Origin of the sequence: Clostridium sp. DFI.1.208, from assembly GCF_024463855.1 — a bacterium.
Taxonomy (GTDB): Bacteria; Bacillota_I; Bacilli_A; order Erysipelotrichales; family Erysipelotrichaceae; genus Clostridium_AQ.
Map to the genome: position 1 here is coordinate 1 of NZ_JANGCA010000068.1, position 17445 is coordinate 17445.

Annotated in this window: 17 protein-coding genes and 1 pseudogene; 16 read left to right on the forward strand and 2 right to left on the reverse strand. The window is 46.1% G+C overall.

Features of this window, described 5'->3' with window-relative positions:
- Window positions 1-365: pseudogene (locus tag NE665_RS20920) on the forward strand (hypothetical protein); the annotation flags it as partial.
- Window positions 366-1377: 1012 nt separating this feature from the next.
- Here NE665_RS20920 and ahpC read toward each other — a convergent pair.
- Window positions 1378-1941, reverse strand: a complete 564-nt coding sequence (gene ahpC, locus NE665_RS20925; RefSeq protein WP_117444866.1) for an alkyl hydroperoxide reductase subunit C — start codon at window positions 1939-1941, stop codon at window positions 1378-1380.
- Window positions 1942-2278: 337 nt separating this feature from the next.
- On the opposite strand from ahpC, the gene prfA reads away from it, so the two are divergent.
- The 5 genes from prfA (at window position 2279) to mnmG (ending at window position 8108) form a co-directional block, all read left to right on the forward strand.
- Window positions 2279-3343 carry a peptide chain release factor 1 gene (prfA, locus tag NE665_RS20930; RefSeq protein ID WP_347285936.1) on the forward strand — a complete coding sequence of 355 codons (1065 nt, stop codon included), beginning with the start codon at window positions 2279-2281 and terminating at the stop codon, window positions 3341-3343.
- A complete protein-coding gene (gene prmC / locus NE665_RS20935) occupies window positions 3343-4203 on the forward strand; it encodes a peptide chain release factor N(5)-glutamine methyltransferase (protein ID WP_117444868.1) in 861 nt (286 codons plus the stop codon). The genes prfA and prmC overlap by 1 nt, the downstream gene beginning before the upstream one ends.
- Window positions 4204-4512: 309 nt before the next feature.
- Window positions 4513-5217 carry a pirin family protein gene (locus NE665_RS20940; protein ID WP_117444869.1) on the forward strand — a complete coding sequence of 235 codons (705 nt, stop codon included), beginning with the start codon at window positions 4513-4515 and terminating at the stop codon, window positions 5215-5217.
- Between the two features lie 682 nt (window positions 5218-5899).
- On the forward strand, window positions 5900-6235 hold the full coding sequence (locus NE665_RS20945) for a hypothetical protein (RefSeq protein WP_117444883.1): 336 nt from the start codon (window positions 5900-5902) through the stop codon (window positions 6233-6235).
- Window positions 6236-6248: 13 nt separating this feature from the next.
- A complete protein-coding gene (gene mnmG / locus NE665_RS20950) occupies window positions 6249-8108 on the forward strand; it encodes a tRNA uridine-5-carboxymethylaminomethyl(34) synthesis enzyme MnmG (protein WP_117444870.1) in 1860 nt (619 codons plus the stop codon).
- A gap of 404 nt (window positions 8109-8512) precedes the next feature.
- Here mnmG and NE665_RS20955 read toward each other — a convergent pair whose 3' ends face one another.
- Window positions 8513-9358, reverse strand: coding sequence for a MurR/RpiR family transcriptional regulator (locus tag NE665_RS20955; RefSeq protein WP_117444872.1), 846 nt, complete (start codon window positions 9356-9358; stop codon window positions 8513-8515).
- A 412-nt stretch (window positions 9359-9770) separates the two neighbouring features.
- Between NE665_RS20955 and gnd the strand changes: the two genes are divergently transcribed.
- The 10 genes from gnd (at window position 9771) to NE665_RS21005 (ending at window position 17302) form a co-directional block, all read left to right on the forward strand.
- Window positions 9771-10664, forward strand: coding sequence for a phosphogluconate dehydrogenase (NAD(+)-dependent, decarboxylating) (gene gnd / locus NE665_RS20960; RefSeq protein ID WP_117444873.1), 894 nt, complete (start codon window positions 9771-9773; stop codon window positions 10662-10664).
- Window positions 10665-10689: 25 nt separating this feature from the next.
- On the forward strand, window positions 10690-11511 hold the full coding sequence (locus tag NE665_RS20965; protein ID WP_117444874.1) for a PTS sugar transporter subunit IIC: 822 nt from the start codon (window positions 10690-10692) through the stop codon (window positions 11509-11511).
- 29 nt (window positions 11512-11540) lie between these two features.
- Window positions 11541-12401 carry a PTS system mannose/fructose/sorbose family transporter subunit IID gene (locus NE665_RS20970; RefSeq protein ID WP_117444875.1) on the forward strand — a complete coding sequence of 287 codons (861 nt, stop codon included), beginning with the start codon at window positions 11541-11543 and terminating at the stop codon, window positions 12399-12401.
- Window positions 12402-12420: 19 nt separating this feature from the next.
- Window positions 12421-12927 carry a PTS sugar transporter subunit IIB gene (locus NE665_RS20975; RefSeq protein ID WP_117444876.1) on the forward strand — a complete coding sequence of 169 codons (507 nt, stop codon included), beginning with the start codon at window positions 12421-12423 and terminating at the stop codon, window positions 12925-12927.
- Entirely contained in the window at window positions 12924-13355 is a 432-nt protein-coding gene (locus NE665_RS20980; RefSeq protein ID WP_117444877.1) for a PTS sugar transporter subunit IIA, read from the forward strand. The genes NE665_RS20975 and NE665_RS20980 overlap by 4 nt, the downstream gene beginning before the upstream one ends.
- Window positions 13355-14284, forward strand: a complete 930-nt coding sequence (locus NE665_RS20985; protein WP_117444878.1) for a phosphoglycerate dehydrogenase — start codon at window positions 13355-13357, stop codon at window positions 14282-14284. Before NE665_RS20980 ends, NE665_RS20985 begins: the two co-directional genes overlap by 1 nt.
- A gap of 36 nt (window positions 14285-14320) precedes the next feature.
- On the forward strand, window positions 14321-14968 hold the full coding sequence (locus tag NE665_RS20990) for a bifunctional 2-keto-4-hydroxyglutarate aldolase/2-keto-3-deoxy-6-phosphogluconate aldolase (protein ID WP_117444879.1): 648 nt from the start codon (window positions 14321-14323) through the stop codon (window positions 14966-14968).
- Window positions 14949-15623: an HAD family phosphatase gene (locus NE665_RS20995; RefSeq protein WP_233104811.1), complete on the forward strand. Its 675-nt coding sequence runs from the start codon at window positions 14949-14951 to the stop codon at window positions 15621-15623. The genes NE665_RS20990 and NE665_RS20995 overlap by 20 nt, the downstream gene beginning before the upstream one ends.
- A gap of 9 nt (window positions 15624-15632) precedes the next feature.
- The gene (locus tag NE665_RS21000) at window positions 15633-16565 is read left to right on the forward strand and encodes a hypothetical protein (RefSeq protein WP_117444881.1); all 933 of its coding nucleotides are present in this window, start codon (window positions 15633-15635) and stop codon (window positions 16563-16565) included.
- Window positions 16566-16681: 116 nt separating this feature from the next.
- Window positions 16682-17302, forward strand: a complete 621-nt coding sequence (locus NE665_RS21005; RefSeq protein ID WP_117444882.1) for a cytidylate kinase-like family protein — start codon at window positions 16682-16684, stop codon at window positions 17300-17302.
- The last annotated feature ends 143 nt before the right edge of the window (window positions 17303-17445 follow it).

Below are 17445 nucleotides of genomic sequence, written 5' to 3' on the forward strand. Positions count from 1 at the left end.
GGGATGAGCAGGATCTGGAGGAGAAGCTGCGCTACTGTGGGGAAAAGGATATCCGTCTACAGGTGAAGGATGCGCGGATATCCCCGGATGTATATCTGGACATCCTGTATCTGATGAAGCGAGAGGAGCGAAAGAAGCGGGAGGAGCTGAAGAAGGCGCAGTATAAGGGGATCGTGAAGGCACTGGAGAAGAAGAAAGAGGGAGCGGGGAGCTATGGAAGACCACGTGCGAGTCTGCCGGAGGATTTCAAGGAACAGGTGGAATACTGTCAGAAGAACCATATCCCGCTGGAGACCTACCGCAGAAGGACCTCACTGAAAAAGGCGACCTTCTATAAATATGTGAAGACAGTTTTATCGGAATAGTATCTGAAATAGATAGGAAAAGATCAGCCATATACCATGTATATTTCTACATAGCCCTGACTCTTAAAACAATCAAAATCAGGATTAGGAAAAAACGCATCCCGATACTGTTTCAGGATACGGCATATGCGATTCCTTTCATGAATCGACATGGAAAAGCTGGAAGCCTGTAAGAAATCCATCTAGAAGGGGATTGCTTTAGAGAAACGAAGGAAAGGAGCACGTCTATTCTGCTTATGTATGGGAATAGAAGCACTCCTTCTTTTGCCATCCGTGCTCCAAGCTAGGGATGATTTTGCAGGGTATCTATATTAAAACAGGAAATAAGGAGATTTTAAAATTCCATCATTTGAATCAGCTTCTTCATACCCTACTTTTCATAATGTACATGAGTTTTAATGATAATGAAGTGGAGAGCAATTTAAATATCGATTTTTTTTGTAGCTGCACAAAAATATACTGTGATATCCGCGTGAAGTACAGGCATTGCTGTAGTGCGATTATCCCCAGCCAGCATACTGTACATAGGAACAGGCGTTAACTGCATGAAATCTCATGTCTTATGAGCTCTCCTTCGTTCCTATAAAGGCTGCTTTGTCCTGCGAAATTGTAAAAACGGTCTGATGGATTCGCTTGTATGTGCATGAAGTCGGTAAGGGGATGAATATCGGTATTTTTTTTCAGCGCATCCATACATAAAAATCAGAACAGTTTTTCCTACGATGACATTTCTTGATTATGGAGAATATTGTTGATGGGAATTACCTTTATAGAGCTGTACGTTTTTTATGATAGCCATTGCCTTTTTTTGACTACCTTACAGGAACCTTGATGTAACACGCTCTTTCCACCATAAGGGGCGATGCATGTATTTGCATTCCACCATAAGGCTACATTTCACTTACAACCTTTCCTCCTGCTCATGGTATCATTTCTTTGGTGCTGATTATGTAATGTAACCTGCCTACCTTAACGTAAAAAAAATCCGGCAGGAATCCACCGGATTTCAATATTACAGCTTACCAACCAGATTCAGACCGGGCGTTAACGTTTTTTCTCCCGGCTTCCATCTTGCAGGACAAACCTGATCGCCATGCTCGGCAACAAACTGTGCAGCCTGTACCTTGCGTAGCAGTTCCTCTGCGTTTCGTCCGATACTACCGGAATTCACCTCATATACAACAATCCTTCCTTCCGGATTGACAATGAAGGTGCCACGCTCCGCCATCCCGTCTTCCTCGATCATGACCTCAAAATCACGGGCAAGCTTACCGGTAGGATCCGCAAGCATCGGATACTGTATTTTTTGAATGGTTTCAGATGCATCCTTCCAAGCCTTGTGTACGAAATGACTGTCACAGGAAACGCTGTATACTTCACAGTTGTTCGCTTTGAACGCCTCATATGTATTGGCGAGATCCTCCAGCTCACTCGGACATACAAATGTAAAATCCGCAGGATAGAAGAAGAATACACTCCACTTTCCTAAAATATCCTTTTTACTTATCTCCTTAAAAGCATCCTCATGAAATGCCTGTACTGTAAAATCACTTACTTCTTTATTGATCAATGACATCTATATTACCTCCTGCAATTCCGGCTTCTGCCGGTTATTTTATGTATACAAGCCGATAGCTATCAGCTGTACCTATACAATAGCACGAGAAAGTTATCTAAAGCAAACAATATGACTTATCCTTTATTATCCATACCCTGCAGGGGGATTTACAGCCTGTGTTCACTTCTTGCTCTGCGAATTACCAGCAAGCGCTTATCACGCGAAGAGAAAGCATGTATTCCTGCATTTTATTCTTTGCAATTCAGCCGTTCAATGATATAGTATATAAGGATATTTATGCGCTTTTCAGGCATAATGAGTAGAAAGAACTCGTAGGAGGTATAGTATGAGTGTAATGATAGAACGACTCGAAGGAATGGTAAACCGTTATCATGAGATCAATGAAATGATGATGTCACCGGAAATCGTAACCGACAGCAAAATGCTGGCCAAGCTTGGAAGAGAGCAGGCGGATCTGACGCAGGTAGTGGAAACCTATACAGAATATAAAAACAGTGTGAGTGCACTGGAGGATGCCAAGGCGCTGCTGCTGGAGGATGACAAGGAAATCAAGGAAATGGCGAAGATGGAAATCGAAGAGCTGGAGCCAAAGATTGAGGAATATCTGGGAAAGCTGGAAATTCTCTTGATTCCGAAGGATCCCAACGATTCACATAATGCCATTGTAGAAATCCGTGGTGCAGCGGGTGGTGATGAAGGCAACATCTTTGCAGGAGACCTGTACCGGATGTACAGCAAATTTGCAGAGAGCCAGGGCTGGAAAATCGAAATCGTTGAAATGGATGACTGTGAAGCAGGCGGCTTCTCTTTGGTATCCTTTATGGTCAAGGGGGACGGGGTCTATGGAAAGTTGAAATTTGAATCCGGAAGTCATCGGGTACAGCGTGTTCCGAAAACGGAAAGTCAGGGTCGTATTCATACCTCCACGGCAACCGTTCTGGTAACGCCGGAAATTGAGGCAGAGGATTTTGATATCGATATGAACGATCTGGAAGTGGAAACCATGCGTGCCAGTGGAGCCGGTGGTCAGCATATCAACAAGACCGATTCCGCAGTACGTATTGTGCACAAGCCTACCGGTATCGTCGTTAAATGTCAGGATGGACGTTCTCAGCATGAAAACCGTGCAACGGCCTTGATGACCATCCGTTCCCGTGTGTATGAGGAGCATCAGCGCAAGCTGGAAGAAGAGCAGGGCGTGGAGCGCCGCAGTAAGATTGGTACCGGAGATCGTGCAGAAAAAATCCGTACCTATAACTATCCGCAGAACCGTGTAACGGATCATCGCATCGGCTATACCGTGAATCAGCTGGATCGTATTATGGAAGGCAGAATGCAGGATCTGCTGGATGCCCTGCTGAGTGCGGATCAGCAGGCGAAGCTGGCAGGGGAGAAATAATGAGCAGCTATCATTCCGTGCTGAAACATGCACAGGCACGCATGGAGGAAGCCGGCTATGGCGAGCAATCTGCCCTGTTGTATATGCTGGAGCTGACGAATAAAGAAGCACACAATCTGTATATGGAATTTGAAGAGGAAATGCAGCCGGAGCTGGAAGAAGTTTATGAAGCAGGTATTCAGCGGCTTCTTACCGGTGTTCCCCTCGGACATGTACTTGGCTTTGAATGGTTTTACGGCTATCGCTTTACCGTGAATGAGGATGTTTTGATACCACGTCCTGAAACAGAGGAGCTGGTCGCAAATATTCTGGCAGCTTATGATGAGCATTTTTCCAGTCAGAATAATGTGACAGCGGTAGATATTGGAACCGGTAGCGGGGCTATTGCAATTTCTTTGAAGAAGGAAGAGCCGAATCTGCATATGATGGCAACAGATATCAGTGAACAGGCAGTTGCTGTTGCGAAAAAGAATGCAGATGATCATGCGGCAATCGTCAATTTTATGGTGGGCGATATGCTGCAGCCGTTGATTGAACGTGATTTGAAGGTGGATATTCTGATCAGTAATCCACCCTACATACCGCGGGAGGAGGAAATGGAGCACAGTGTTGTGGACTATGAACCGCATGTGGCTCTGTTTGGCGGAGAGGATGGTTTAAAATTCTACCGTATCATCTTTGAGAATGCTTCCAAGGTGTTGAAGGAACGCGCGATGATGGCGTTTGAAATGGGCTATAATCAGAAGGAAGCGTTAAGCGCAGAGGCGAGAAAATATTTTCCGGATGCCAGGATTGAGGTCCTGAAGGATATGTCCGGTAAAAATCGCATGCTGTTTGTATATTTGAATATGGAGCGCTAAGGGTACTCAAAAGGGTACCTTTTTTTGCTCGTATGTGAAACGCTATTTTTTGAATGTCTTGCAGTGTAGATTCTCTGTTGTCGGTGGAATTCACCGGGACAGTTCGCAGCAGTTAAGCGTGTTGATAAAACCCTGCAGACAGTTGATAGCGGTCAGTGAACCAGAATAAGGTACATGTAGAAAGCACGCTGGTCAATGGAATCATCTGAGCATCTGGGATGCATTTCCTATCCCTGGGATGTATCATACAGCTACTGCAGTGCATGGGATTGTTCTGCCATGCGCATACTGCTTATGGAGGTATGTTAAATGATAAAAAAGCTAGATCACCGAAATATGGGAAGAAGCTGTCTTAGCTGGCTGGACAGCTGGTTTCATTTTTCCTTTGCGGAATATTATAACCCGGAGAATATGCATTACGGTGCGCTGCGGGTAGTCAATGATGATACGATACAGCCGCATACCGGCTTTGATACCCATCCTCATCGGGATATGGAAATTGTGACCTATGTCATTGATGGTGCGCTGACACATGGAGACAGCATGCAAAATGTATCTACACTGAAGCGCGGAGAAATTCAATACATGAGTGCTGGAACCGGAGTTTTCCACAGTGAGAAAAATAATGGGGATGAGATTCTGCGCCTGCTTCAAATCTGGATACTACCTGATTGCAGCGGATATGCTCCGCAGTATGGTGAGGTTCGTATTCCCTGGGAGGCACGTGAAAACATGTTGCTGCATATCATCAGCGGTCAAAAGGAGGCAGCCTATGTGCAAATCCATCAGGATATGGACATCTATGTCAGTGCTTTATCTTCGGGAAAGGAGCTGGACATTCCGGTAGAGCCTTCCCGTCAGGTGTATCTTATCGTTATGGAAGGGGAGGCTGAATGCAATGGGATTTGCTTACAGCAGCGGGATGCTGCAAAGATAGATGAAAGCTTTTGTATCAAGACATCAAAGGGAGCACATATCATGCTGTTTGATATGGCGAAGGAGGATTTCCTTTGAGTATCTGGATGATAAAGGGCATACGATTCCGATAGGGGATAATTACAAGGTGATATGCTGCAGCTATGGGAGCATTGTGGTATGCGATTTTTAAAAATCATTGACTTTTCAGAAAAAACAGTAAAAAATTAGGGGTGTTAAAAAAGAACCATACGTAATCGTGGAGGTAGCGGCAGAGACATAAGGATATGTGTGCGGAAATGAAGGGGACATAGGAATTAAATTACAGCGTCCCTGATAGGTTCTGCTGCGGACCTATACAATGAAGCAATTAACAGCCGATAGCGCTGAGAGCTACATAATTTATCACCATGGCAGTCCTTCTCCTGCATGTGGAAATCTTGTACACCGCTTCTGTATAACCCTCTAAACAAAAGGTACTCCTTTGCAGGGTTTGGCTATGCATGATCAAGAAACTGAATACGATAAGCATAGAGAAATAGGTAAGACAAAGGAATATTTTGTTTCTTGATGACAAGGATTACCTTGTGCAGAAGGGAGTGCTGAAGCAGAGCGCTTTCAGTGCTGTATAGAAAGGATACAAATGCAAATTATAAAAAAATTCCTGTTCATACGTCTGAAAATATTCTATAATATAACCCGAATGAGGACATATTCGGGATTGGGTTTCTCATGAAATTATAGGCTATGGGATGCATTGGAAATGAAGGAAGGAATCATCATGAAATATAACAATTCACGTCTCAGCTTGAAACAGCGCTGGCTTTCATTTGCGCTCTGTGTTCTTCTGGTACTGCTATCCGGCATATTTGCATTCTACTCGTATATGGAAGCATATCCGCTCTGGATGTATGCAGGCAGTCTGCTTGTCTGCGTTCTTCTGTTATTCGCTGCTGTTTTCCTGCTCCGTATGAATTTGAGAAGGAAGCGGATTCAGCGGGAATTTGTAAGTGAATTTGATAAGGAAATTCGTAAAAAGGAGCACATGTGTCCGCATTGCGGGGCCTTGATGGGATCGGGCAATACCTGTGCAAAATGTGGTTATAAGGGACATTAGGAAAGGAAATCGTATGGTTGATGTTATCGTAATTGGCGGGGGTCATGCAGGGGTTGAGGCTGCGCTGGCCTGTGCCCGCTTAAAGAAAACGACAATTCTCTACTCCATGCATATTGACATGATTGCGTCTATGCCATGCAATCCAAGTGTTGGAGGTCCGGCAAAGGGAATCGTCGTAAGAGAGATCGACGCACTCGGCGGTGAAATGGGAAGGGCTGCTGATGCGACTGCGTTACAGTTTAAAATGCTGAACACAACAAAGGGACCGGGTGTTCAGTGTCTTCGTGTGCAATCGGATAAGCTGGCATACAAGCGCTATATGCAAAACAAGCTCCTGCAGCAGGAGCATTTGGAACTACGCGAGATGTGTGTGGAAGAGGTGCTGGCAAAGGATGGCAGAATCAGTGGTGTACGCCAAAAGGATGGAACCGTTGTAAATTGCCGTGCTTTGATTATGACAACAGGTACGTTTATGAGCAGTGCAGTTCTGGTGGGACATACCTCTACGCTAAGCGGTCCGGAGGATGAGCCGACAACGGAGAATCTGTCACAGAGTCTTCGGAATCTGGGCATTGAAACCTTCCGATTAAAAACCGGAACACCTGCCCGTGTGCGAACAGCATCCATCGATTTTTCAAAAACCGCCATACAGCCGGGAACGGAAGAATTCATCTGTTTCTCTGAGGATACAAAGAAAATTCGTCCGTTTGATCAACAGGCTGTCTGTTATCTTACCTATACAACCGCAAAGACGCATGATATCATCAATAGCAATCTGGAGCGCTCTGCCATGTATTCCGGGCTGGTAAAGGGGGTAGGTCCCCGATATTGTCCAAGTATTGAGGATAAGCTGGTGCGATTCGCAGATAAGGAGCGTCATCAGATTTTTCTGGAGCCGGAAAGTGAGGAGCTGGATACCACCTACGTACAGGGCTTCTCCACCTCTATGCCGCACGATGTGCAGGAGGCTATGCTGCATTCGCTGCCGGGATTGGAAAACTGCAGTATTGAAAAATATGCCTATGCGATTGAATATGATGCCATAGACCCGCTGCAATGCAAGCCGACGCTGGAAAATAAAATCATAGAAAATCTATATACAGCCGGGCAGATCAACGGTACCAGCGGATATGAGGAGGCTGCGGCACAGGGGCTGATGGCCGGAATCAATGCAGCTCGCAAGCTGGATCACAGGGAGCCTTTGATCCTGCATCGTGACGAAGCCTATATCGGTGTCATGATTGACGATCTGGTAACGAAGGGTACAAAAGAGCCATACCGCCTGCTTACTTCCCGTGCGGAATACCGGCTGCTGCTGCGTCATGATAATGCAGATGCAAGACTGAGCGAATACGGACATGAAATAGGTCTGCTGAGTGATGAGCGCTATGCGCGTTTTCAAAAGAAAATGCAGGATATCGAGGACATGATTTCTTATCTTTCAGGTGTCCGGTTTACGCCAAAATCAACAGTCAACGCCTTGCTGGAACGGCTTGGGCTGGATGTATTGAAGGAGGGAATCAGCGCTGCCGAGCTTCTGAAGCGTCCGGGAATCACCATCGCTCTTTTGCAGCCATATCTGGAATACGCATGCGATCCTGCGATCGCAAAGCTTGCGGAAATTGAGATTCGCTATGAGGGGTACATAAAAAAAGCCAAGCGGGATGCGGAGCATCTGCGGGCGATGGACAAGGTAAGGCTGCCCGAGCAGTTTGACTATGCCCAGGTGGTGAATCTGTCATTGGAGGCAAGACAGAAGCTGAATAAGGTTCAGCCTTTGACGATGGGGCAGGCATCCCGTATTTCCGGAGTAAATCCTGCGGATATTGCTGTCCTTGCCGTATTTATGGAGCAGCTGAAGAGAACCTCATAAACAGCATAAAACAATAAATAGCTTATACATATTGAAAAACGATTTTCCAGTGAACGGTGCTGTTGGTACCTGTTTGCAGGAGGATCGTTTTTTTTGTAAGTTGAGCATAATCGGTAAGCTGGCTTTTTTATCATATACTACAGGTGTTTTGTCCTGCTTTCTCAACAGTCCTTCTGTGCGGTATTCCTTTCTTTTCCAGACCGTAGAAAAAGAAGAATCCACGTTGTCGAAAAGACAGACCGTTTGAATTCTTCCAGTTTATGTATGGATTCCATAGGTTAAGTAATGTCTTTTTGCGTTTCACGGCGAGTGAACAACACACGGTAAATCCAGCTTTTTATTCTAATAAATAACACGATGGATATAGCACAGCTTCTTTATCGTATATACAAGCCTTTAAGAAGCTAAGGAATTCTGGTTGTGTTGACAATTCTTCGGATCCGGTTGAAATACTCCGGATCATTATCCTCCTTGATTGCATACAGCGTAAATAGGGTATCCATCAGCATCAGCTGGGAAACACTGGAGGAAATTGCCTCCGGCCGAAATTTTGTTTCCTCTGAAATAGAGAATAGAAAAACATCACTTTTTCTGGCAAGGGGAGATGCTGCGTTGCTGGTAATGGATATGATGGGAACACCGCGCTCCTTCAGTATATCCACTATACGCAAAATATCCTTATTTCTTCCGGTATGCGATACAATCAGCGCACAATCCTTCTCACTGAGCCTTCCCGCATACATCAGCTGCATATGAAAATCCAGTGAAAACTGGCAGTTTAAGGAGGTACGCAGAAACCGCTGATAGGCACTGTGTACAATGACAGAGGATGCTCCCATTCCAAACAGCCCGCAGGCTTCCGCTCTTCCAAGCAGGTGAACTGCCTGATCAAGGGAATCCTGATTCAATACTGCCATTGTTGAGGAAAGCGAAGTAATACCGCTTTGAAAGGTAGCCTTTGCGATATTCATCGTTGTATCGTTCTCATCAATGGAAGCGAAAAACGATTCGCTCTGATGATCAAATGGTTCACTCAGCTGCAACCGCATTTCCTGATAATTGCTGTAGCCGACCTTTTTGGTAAATCGGGAGATAGCGGACATGGATACGTCGATATCCTCGGCCAGCTCCTGAATCGATAAATGCCGGGCAGTCGCCGCATGCTCCAGCAGATAATCTGCTATTTTTTTCTCCGTTTTGCTCAGACCGTAATAATGCCCCTTCACCCGTCCTGCAAATTCCATACTCATAGATACACCCCGTTTCTGTTACCTATATTATAACAGAAATCGCAAAAGAGATGAGTGAATTTGGAAATTTTTTTCAGCTATTGAAAATTTATTTTAATTTTAAATTATATATATGAAAATATTACCTAGCTGATATCCTCCCGTGTATTCCGAAATTCAATCGATTTGTGAAAATAAACGGCGTGATTTTTTTTCAACATAAATTAAAATAAGCGGAATATAATGGGATATATGAAGCATTGATTCCGAATGCTATCCTGCTTTTTTTTCATTCCCTTACGCAAATATAAACTTTTCATAAATTGGAAATAATTTGCAAAAATACATTGACATTATGGAAATTATTTTTATAATAGATGGTGTAAGCGCTATCGCAAGGTGGAAAGTGAGCGCAAGGAAAGGAGATGAAGGTATGGAAACAGGCTTGATTGGTCTAGGAAGAATGGGGCTTCATATCGCTATGAACATGCAAAGCAGCGGGCTTCGTGTATATGGGTATGACATACAGCAGGAGGCTAAGGGGCAGGCGGAAGAAAAAGGTATACCGGTGGCGCAATCTCTGCGGGAGCTGGTTGCAGCCTTGCAGCCTCCGCGAATCATCTGGCTGATGCTTCCGGCTGGAGACATAACCAAAAGCATGGTGCATCGGCTGTATGAGCTGCTGAAGGAAGGGGATTACGTTATCGACGGAGGGAATTCATTTTACAGGGATTCAATACGGAATTATGAATTTCTAAAAAAGAAAAACATACATTTCTATGATGCTGGAACCTCCGGTGGTATCCGTGGTGCACTTGAGGGGGCCAATTTTATGATTGGGGGTGAACGTGAGCACTTTTCAGTAATTGAAGAGCTGTTTAAAAGCATTGCCGCAGACCATGGCTATCTGTATGCCGGTGAGGTGGGAAGCGGTCATTATCTGAAAATGGTGCACAATGGAATTGAATACGGCATGATGCAGGCGATTGGGGAAGGGTTTGAGCTTTTGCAGCACAGCCCGTTTACCTATGATAATGCACAGGTCGCAGGGTTGTGGAATCACGGCTCCGTCATTCGCAGCTGGCTCATGGAGCTGGCAGAGGAGGCATTCAAGGAGGACGAACAGTTGGAAGCTGTAAAGGGAATCATGTATGCGTCCGGAGAAGGGCAATGGACAGTGGAGGAAGCAATGCGCTGCAACGTCAGCGTTCCGGTAATATCCACAGCCCTGATGATGCGCTATCGCTCGTTGTATGAGGATACCTTCACAGGGAAAGTAGTCGCATCACTGAGAAAGGGATTTGGCGGTCACAAAACCGCAGAATGATGTACACGTTCAAGGAGGCAGAAATATGCAAATCACGATTGTACAGGCAGTAGTTATTTCCATCTGGATCGGTCTGGTCATGTCACGCTCATTTTTGGGCGGCGCCACAACGACACTGCGCTTTACCCCGATGATGACCGGGTTGATTGTCGGTCTTGTATTCGGCCGTGTAGCTGAAGCGATGATTATCACCGCAGCAATTCAGCTGATCTATATGGGCGTTTTTTCTCCGGGCGGTCAGATGCCCTCCGAGCCGGCCATCGCCGCAGCCATTGCTGTACCGGTGGCATTGCTTGGCGATATGAAACCGGAAGCGGCCATCGCCGTTGCTGTACCGGTTGGGCTGCTCGGTTCCTATCTGTACCAGTTCCGCTTCTTCGTCAACACCTTCGTCATGCAGAAATTCACGGATAAGTACGCAAAGAGTGCCAATGATAAAATGCTGACGATTTCGATCATATTCATTCCGATTCTGGTAGCCTTTCTGATTTTTGTTCCCTTTATGTTCATATCTCTTTATTATGGAGCACCGGTCATTGCGGATATCGTACAATCCACATCCGGCAGCATCATCTTCCATATTTTGGAGGTGATCGGAGGTGGTCTTGCTTCCATCGGTATCGCTGTTACGATTTATGTTATCGGAAAGAAGAACTATATCGCCTTCTTCCTGCTCGCCTATTTTGTGGCCGTCATACTGAAGAGTCTGAATATCACAATGATTACGTATGCAATCATCGGTACCATCATCGCCTTTATCTTCGTTCTGTCCAAAACAGAGGCTGTGAGCATGTTCTCCATTTCCGGAAGCGCTCAGGCAGATAACGAGGAAGAGGATGACTATTAGGATGAACTTATGGAAAGGTGGATACAATTATGAGTGAAATGCTGCAGAAAAGCGTGAATCTGGAACCGGAAACAATAACGAAACGAGATGTCGGTCTTGCATGGCTGCGTTTCTATTTCGCCAATGAGATTCCGCATTCCTTTGATAAATATATTGCACCCTCTCTGATGTGGGCGCTGATGCCGATTCTGAAAAAGCTGTACAAGGACAAAAAGGATTTATCTGAGGCCTACCAGCGTCATCTGCTGTTCTTTAATACACAGATTTCATGGGGCGGAGGTACCATAACGGGAATCATGGCTTCCCTGGAGGCAGCCCGTGCGCAGGAGGTGTATATGGATACACCAGTCACAATCGACGATGATCTGATCTATAATACGAAGGCCGGTCTGATGGGAGCACTGGCAGGTATCGGAGATTCCATTGACTCCGGTACGATTCAATATATCTTTATTGCCATCGCATTGCCGTGGGCACAGCAGGGAAACGCAATCGGAGCCTTGTTTCCGTTCATCATGTTCTCTTTGTATCAGCTGGTTATCGGCTATTACTTCGCACAGCTGGGCTTCAAGCTGGGGCGTACAGCTGCCACGGAAGTCGTTGGTACGAAGATGCAGATCATCATTGAAGCACTCTCAATTCTGGGACTGTTTATGATGGGAATTCTGGCTGCCAATTATGTCAAGGTATCCTCTACGCTGGCCTTCACCCTATCCGGGAAGAAATTCGTAATTCAGGAAATTCTTGACGGTGTTATGCCGGGCATTTTGCCACTGCTGACTGTGGGACTGGTTTATTTCTATTTCACAAAAAAGGGCTTAAATGTCACAAAGGCGCTGCTTGGTCTGACCATCATTCTTGGCGTTCTGGCCGGCTTTGGCATTCTGTAACAGATAAGGAGGAACCGCTATGGGTAAGGTAGTATTAGCACGCGTAGATGCACGACTGATTCACGGACAGGTTATGACGAGCCTGTCGAAATCCGCAGGGGCAACTGCGATATTTGTCGCAGATGATCCATCGGCACACGATCCGTTTACAAAGAATATCATTCTCGGGGCAGGCTCACGCACCGGCTTGAAGGTACGGGTGTTAAAGGAGGATGGCGCTGTACGGTATTGGAATGACCGGCAGTACGATGACTATCATGTCATTCTTCTGACCAAGAGCATTGAGGTAATGGCGGATATCATTCGAGGCGGTGTACTGATGAAAGAGCTGAATCTTGGCGGTATTCCACAGAAGCCAGGGTTGACCTCAATCATTAAGGAGGTCGCAATTAACAAGGAGCAGCTAAAGATATTGCAGGAGCTGGAAAAAGACTATGGTATCGACGTGTACTTTCAGGCAATTCCATCCTCACGCCGGATATCCCTGAAGGAGGCTGCACGTCTGTTTGAGGAGCATTCCGCATGATTGGGATGCTGCTGATCAGCCATGGAGGAATGGCGGAAGGAATGCTAGACAGCATGGAGCTGATTATGGGAAGCTGTGAACAGATGCACACGGTTTCGCTTTGCGCAGGTGAGGATTTTGAGAGCTTTCGTACAAAGGTAATGGATGCCATACGATTGCTGGACAGTGGTGATGGTGTACTGGTATTTGTCGATCTTTACGGGGCTTCTCCGTTTAATGCAGCTGTATATGCGGCTGCCCGTATGGCGCAGGAGGGAAGAAATGTTCGTGTGCTTGCCGGTATGAATCTGGCCATGCTGCTGGAAACAGCGGCAATGCGGATATCCTCCTCCTTGCAGGAGCTTGTTGCGATTGCGGGTGCCGCAGGCCGGGATGGCATCAGTGAGCCAGTGGTGGTGAAGGAAGAAGAAAACGAGGAGGACTACTGATGAAAAAGGTTTTGATTACTCCGCGTTCCTTTGGAAAATATAATCGCGAGGAGCTGATAGAGAAGCTTCGACAGCATGGAATCGAACCCGTCTTCAATCCTTACGGTACGATAATGAATGAACAGCAGCTGCGCCATGCACTGCAGGATATGGATGGACTGATTGTCGGTGTCGATCCGGTGAGTGAAGAGGCTTTGAAACAGGCACCGAAGCTAAAGGCGATCGCAAAGTACGGGGTTGGTATTGATAATATTGCCTGTGCATATGCGCAAGAAAACGGCATAGCAGTAAGCCGCACTGTAAATGCGAATGCCAATGCCGTTGCGGATTATGCCATGACGCTGTTGATGAGTGTAGCACGTCGTGTTGTGGAAATCGATGAGGGCTGTCATCACAATGACTGGTCCAAAAAGGAAGCATTGGATATCTATGGAAAAACAATCGGTGTACTCGGACTCGGGGCTATAGGGAAGGGGGTCGTGCAGCGTGCCAGCGGCTTTGATATGCGTATTTATGGATATGACATCATGAGGGATGATGCCTTCTTAAATAAATATAACGTATGCTTTACAGACGTGGATACGATCATACGGGAATGTGACTTCATTTCTCTACACCTTCCGCTGACACAGGAAACACGCCATATTCTGAATAAGGAGAATCTGAAGCATGCGAAAAGCAATCTGATCATCGTCAATACAGCCAGGGGAGGTCTGCTGGATGAGGATGATTTGTATGAGCTGTTGAAGGAAAAGAAGCTGTACGGTCTGGGGCTGGATGTTTTTGAACAGGAGCCGCCGCAGAATTCCAAACTTCTGACACTTCCCAATGTGATTGTCAGCTCGCATACGGCTGCTTCCTCACAAGAGGCGATCAATGCGATGAGTCGCATGGCGGTGGAGAATCTGATTCGATCACTGGAAGCATAGGGGATACGGTATAGAAAACAGGATAAGGAGGAGCTTATGGATAAGACAACATTGCTGGCAGAGCTTAAAAAACAGAGGCTGGTAGCGGTAATTCGCGGTAAGGATGAAGAGGAAGTCACAAAAATTGTGGATGCTGTATACCGCGGTGGAATACATTTCATGGAAATCACATATACAATACCACAGGCAGAACAGGTGATCGCGCATTTATGCAAGGCGTATGAGGACTGTGATGATATCATCATCGGAGCAGGAACCTGTCTGGATATCGTATCTGCACGTATGGCGATTTCTGCAGGCGCACAGTTTATCGTCTGCCCGCATCTGGATACAGAGATCATGAAGCTGTGCAACAGCTATCGTGTGCCCTGCTTTCCGGGCGCTGCCAATGTAAAGGATATGCTGGAATGTCTGCGCTATGGGGCAGAGGTAATCAAGCTGTTTCCGGGAGATACCTTTGGACCGAAGGCTGTCAAAGCCTTTAAAGGACCTCTTCCACAGGCGGATTTCATGCCGACCGGTGGGGTCAATGCTGCCAATCTGACAGAATGGCTGGACAATGGCGCAGTTGCGGTGGGAACCGGTGGAAGTCTTACAAAGGGGGCGGCAGCAGGTGATTTTGACGCTGTGCGCTTAGAGGCAGAAAAGCTGGTGAATATTGTACGTGCATATGATCAGCGATAAAACGAAGCTTCTTATATTTGATATGGACGGTCTGCTTGTGGATACGGAACGCGTTTATCTGGAGGGCTGGCTGTATGCATTAAAAAAGCAGAAGGTTGCTATTCCGGAAGCCGTGGTAAAAAGCTGGGTCGGGAAAAGCTTCCATGATACAGGCGCGTATCTGATGCAGGTGTGCCATGAGGAAGCATTGTGTACAAGGATTCGTGAGGATCGGGAACAGTATATCTATCAGTGTCTGGAAAACAATACGCTGCTTGCTATGCCCTATGCACGGGATGCTTTACAGGCGGCACGGGACTATGGCTTTCGGACGGGACTTGCGACCTCTTCTTTGAAAAAGCGTGCGACCGCCATACTTGCACATCTGGGCCTGCTGCCCTATCTGGATTTTCCCGTATTTGCGGATGATGTCCAAAAGCTAAAGCCCTATCCGAATCTATATCTGGAGGTTTTAAGGCGGGCACAGGTTTGCTGTGAACATGCAGTAGCCTTTGAGGATTCCCTAACCGGTGTACAGGCAGCAATAGCGGCTGGAATTCAAACGGTGCGGATACCGGATCACCATTTCATTGATGTGGAGGAAGTGGAAGCGAATGTTGTCTGCGAAAAGAATCTGTCGTGTGTGCGAGCAATGCTGGAACAGCTGAATATGTGAGGTGACGATATGGAGAAGGAAGTGATCCAGGATCTGATTCTGCGTTATGGAGTGCTTCTTGGAAAAAGAAATACAGAAAGACAGAAAACAGCATTTTTACGGGCTGCACAAAAACAGCTGGAGCAGGCAGGCTTATCTGTGGATATCACCTGTGTATCTGCATCTGTCATGAGACGTGAGACCATGAATATGTATAATCTGTATGCAGGAGATTTCAAAAAGGCGGATGTGGTATTCATTACGTATTATGATACACCGCTATGGCAGCTCTTGCCCAAAGAACAAAAGGCCTTTGATGCAAACTGGTCAAAAGGGAATTTCCTTCTCCACACCTTGCTGTTTCTATCCTGTGTGGCTGTGATTGCTGCTCTTTTGTACCTGCTGGTAATACCAAGCCTGCAGGAGCACGGGTTTGTGAGTTTCTGGGGAGTGGTGCTTGTGCTCCTCTGTCTGTGCGGATTTTATGGGATTCGGCAGATGCGCGGAGGGATTGCGACAGGAAATACGATGGTGCGCAATTCGTCAAGTCTGATTGCTCTGTTTGCCTTGGCTTGTGAATTATCCGAGCAGGAAAAGCAGCATGCTGCCTTCGCTTTGATCGATGAGGGCACGCGTTCAGAGTATGGTCTGCGCATGCTGCAGGAGTATATAGGAAAGCGGCATCTTCAGCGGGTTTATCTGGATTCCATCGGAAATGCGGGGATTTTGCAGGGATTTGCTGAACGGCATATACAGGAGGAACTTCCTGAGGAGCTTGCAGAGCATGTGGAGTGGCACGATTTGGCAGAGGGAAAGCATGCATATGGAGATATTTTGATAACAAGTGGAGCTTATGATAAGCATGAAGTTACTCTGCAGGTGAATGAATCCAGTGCAGCACAGGAGCATGTGCTTACAGCGGTAACCTTCCTGCATCGGCTGTATCATTATTTACAAACTTGAATTTCGATAGCGCAGCTGCACTGCGAGAACATGGTTTTCAGAAAATGACCGTCATTTCATTGATGTTGTGAAAGTAACATAGTATAATAAAAGTAACAACAAGGAGGTCGATTTTTATGGAAAATAAGACCATTATCACCATCAGCAGACAGTTTGGAAGTGGAGGACGTGAAATCGGCAAGAAAATAGCCGACCAGCTGGGAATACCGTTCTATGACAAGGAGCTCATTGAGATTGCTGCCAAGGAAAGCGGTATGGATAAAGAGCTTTTTGAAGAAGACGATGCCCGCACGAGTAAGGGTTTCCGGCTCCTGGGTGCCTTGGGATATTCTCTGGGAGGACCATTGTCCACGATTACAGAATTATCATTAAATGACCGTTTGTATCTGGTACAGGAAGAAGTGATCAAGGGGGTTGCCAATGACGGCCCGTGTGTGATTGTCGGACGCTGTGCAGATTACGTGCTGCGCGAACGCAGCGATGTGCTGAATGTGTATATTCATGCAGATATGGAGGATCGCAAGGAACGTGCGGTTCATTCCTATGAGGTGGATGAGCGTGATATCGAAGGCAGCATCAAGAAAATTGATAAGCGCCGTGCCAATTATTATGAATACTATACGGATCGTAAATGGGGACGTGCAGAGAATTATGATATTAGCATCAACTCAACGACCTTCGGCATAGACGGCACTGTGGAAATTATCAAGATGCTTGCACAGAAAAAAGCATTATAAGGAATCATAGGAAAAGAAGGGTAATGTAAACTAGAGAGTGGTTTTGTAAAATAGCGCTTTAAACTAATGAGTGGGTAAAAAAGAAAACAGATGATAAAGGGACTAGAAATCCTTAGAGTCATCTGTTTTTATATGCCGAGAAA

Coding starts and splice junctions, on each gene's coding strand:
- NE665_RS20975 (WP_117444876.1), top strand. CDS start 12,421: ATGGGTAAGGTAGTATTAGCACGCGTAGATGCACGACTGATTCACGGA.
- NE665_RS20945 (WP_117444883.1), top strand. CDS start 5,900: ATGAAATATAACAATTCACGTCTCAGCTTGAAACAGCGCTGGCTTTCA.
- NE665_RS20990 (WP_117444879.1), top strand. CDS start 14,321: ATGGATAAGACAACATTGCTGGCAGAGCTTAAAAAACAGAGGCTGGTA.
- prfA (WP_347285936.1), top strand. CDS start 2,279: ATGATAGAACGACTCGAAGGAATGGTAAACCGTTATCATGAGATCAAT.
- prmC (WP_117444868.1), top strand. CDS start 3,343: ATGAGCAGCTATCATTCCGTGCTGAAACATGCACAGGCACGCATGGAG.
- NE665_RS20940 (WP_117444869.1), top strand. CDS start 4,513: ATGATAAAAAAGCTAGATCACCGAAATATGGGAAGAAGCTGTCTTAGC.
- NE665_RS20970 (WP_117444875.1), top strand. CDS start 11,541: ATGAGTGAAATGCTGCAGAAAAGCGTGAATCTGGAACCGGAAACAATA.
- NE665_RS20980 (WP_117444877.1), top strand. CDS start 12,924: ATGATTGGGATGCTGCTGATCAGCCATGGAGGAATGGCGGAAGGAATG.
- NE665_RS20955 (WP_117444872.1), bottom strand. CDS start 9,358: ATGAGTATGGAATTTGCAGGACGGGTGAAGGGGCATTATTACGGTCTG.
- NE665_RS21000 (WP_117444881.1), top strand. CDS start 15,633: ATGGAGAAGGAAGTGATCCAGGATCTGATTCTGCGTTATGGAGTGCTT.
- NE665_RS20965 (WP_117444874.1), top strand. CDS start 10,690: ATGCAAATCACGATTGTACAGGCAGTAGTTATTTCCATCTGGATCGGT.
- NE665_RS21005 (WP_117444882.1), top strand. CDS start 16,682: ATGGAAAATAAGACCATTATCACCATCAGCAGACAGTTTGGAAGTGGA.
- mnmG (WP_117444870.1), top strand. CDS start 6,249: ATGGTTGATGTTATCGTAATTGGCGGGGGTCATGCAGGGGTTGAGGCT.
- gnd (WP_117444873.1), top strand. CDS start 9,771: ATGGAAACAGGCTTGATTGGTCTAGGAAGAATGGGGCTTCATATCGCT.
- ahpC (WP_117444866.1), bottom strand. CDS start 1,941: ATGTCATTGATCAATAAAGAAGTAAGTGATTTTACAGTACAGGCATTT.
- NE665_RS20985 (WP_117444878.1), top strand. CDS start 13,355: ATGAAAAAGGTTTTGATTACTCCGCGTTCCTTTGGAAAATATAATCGC.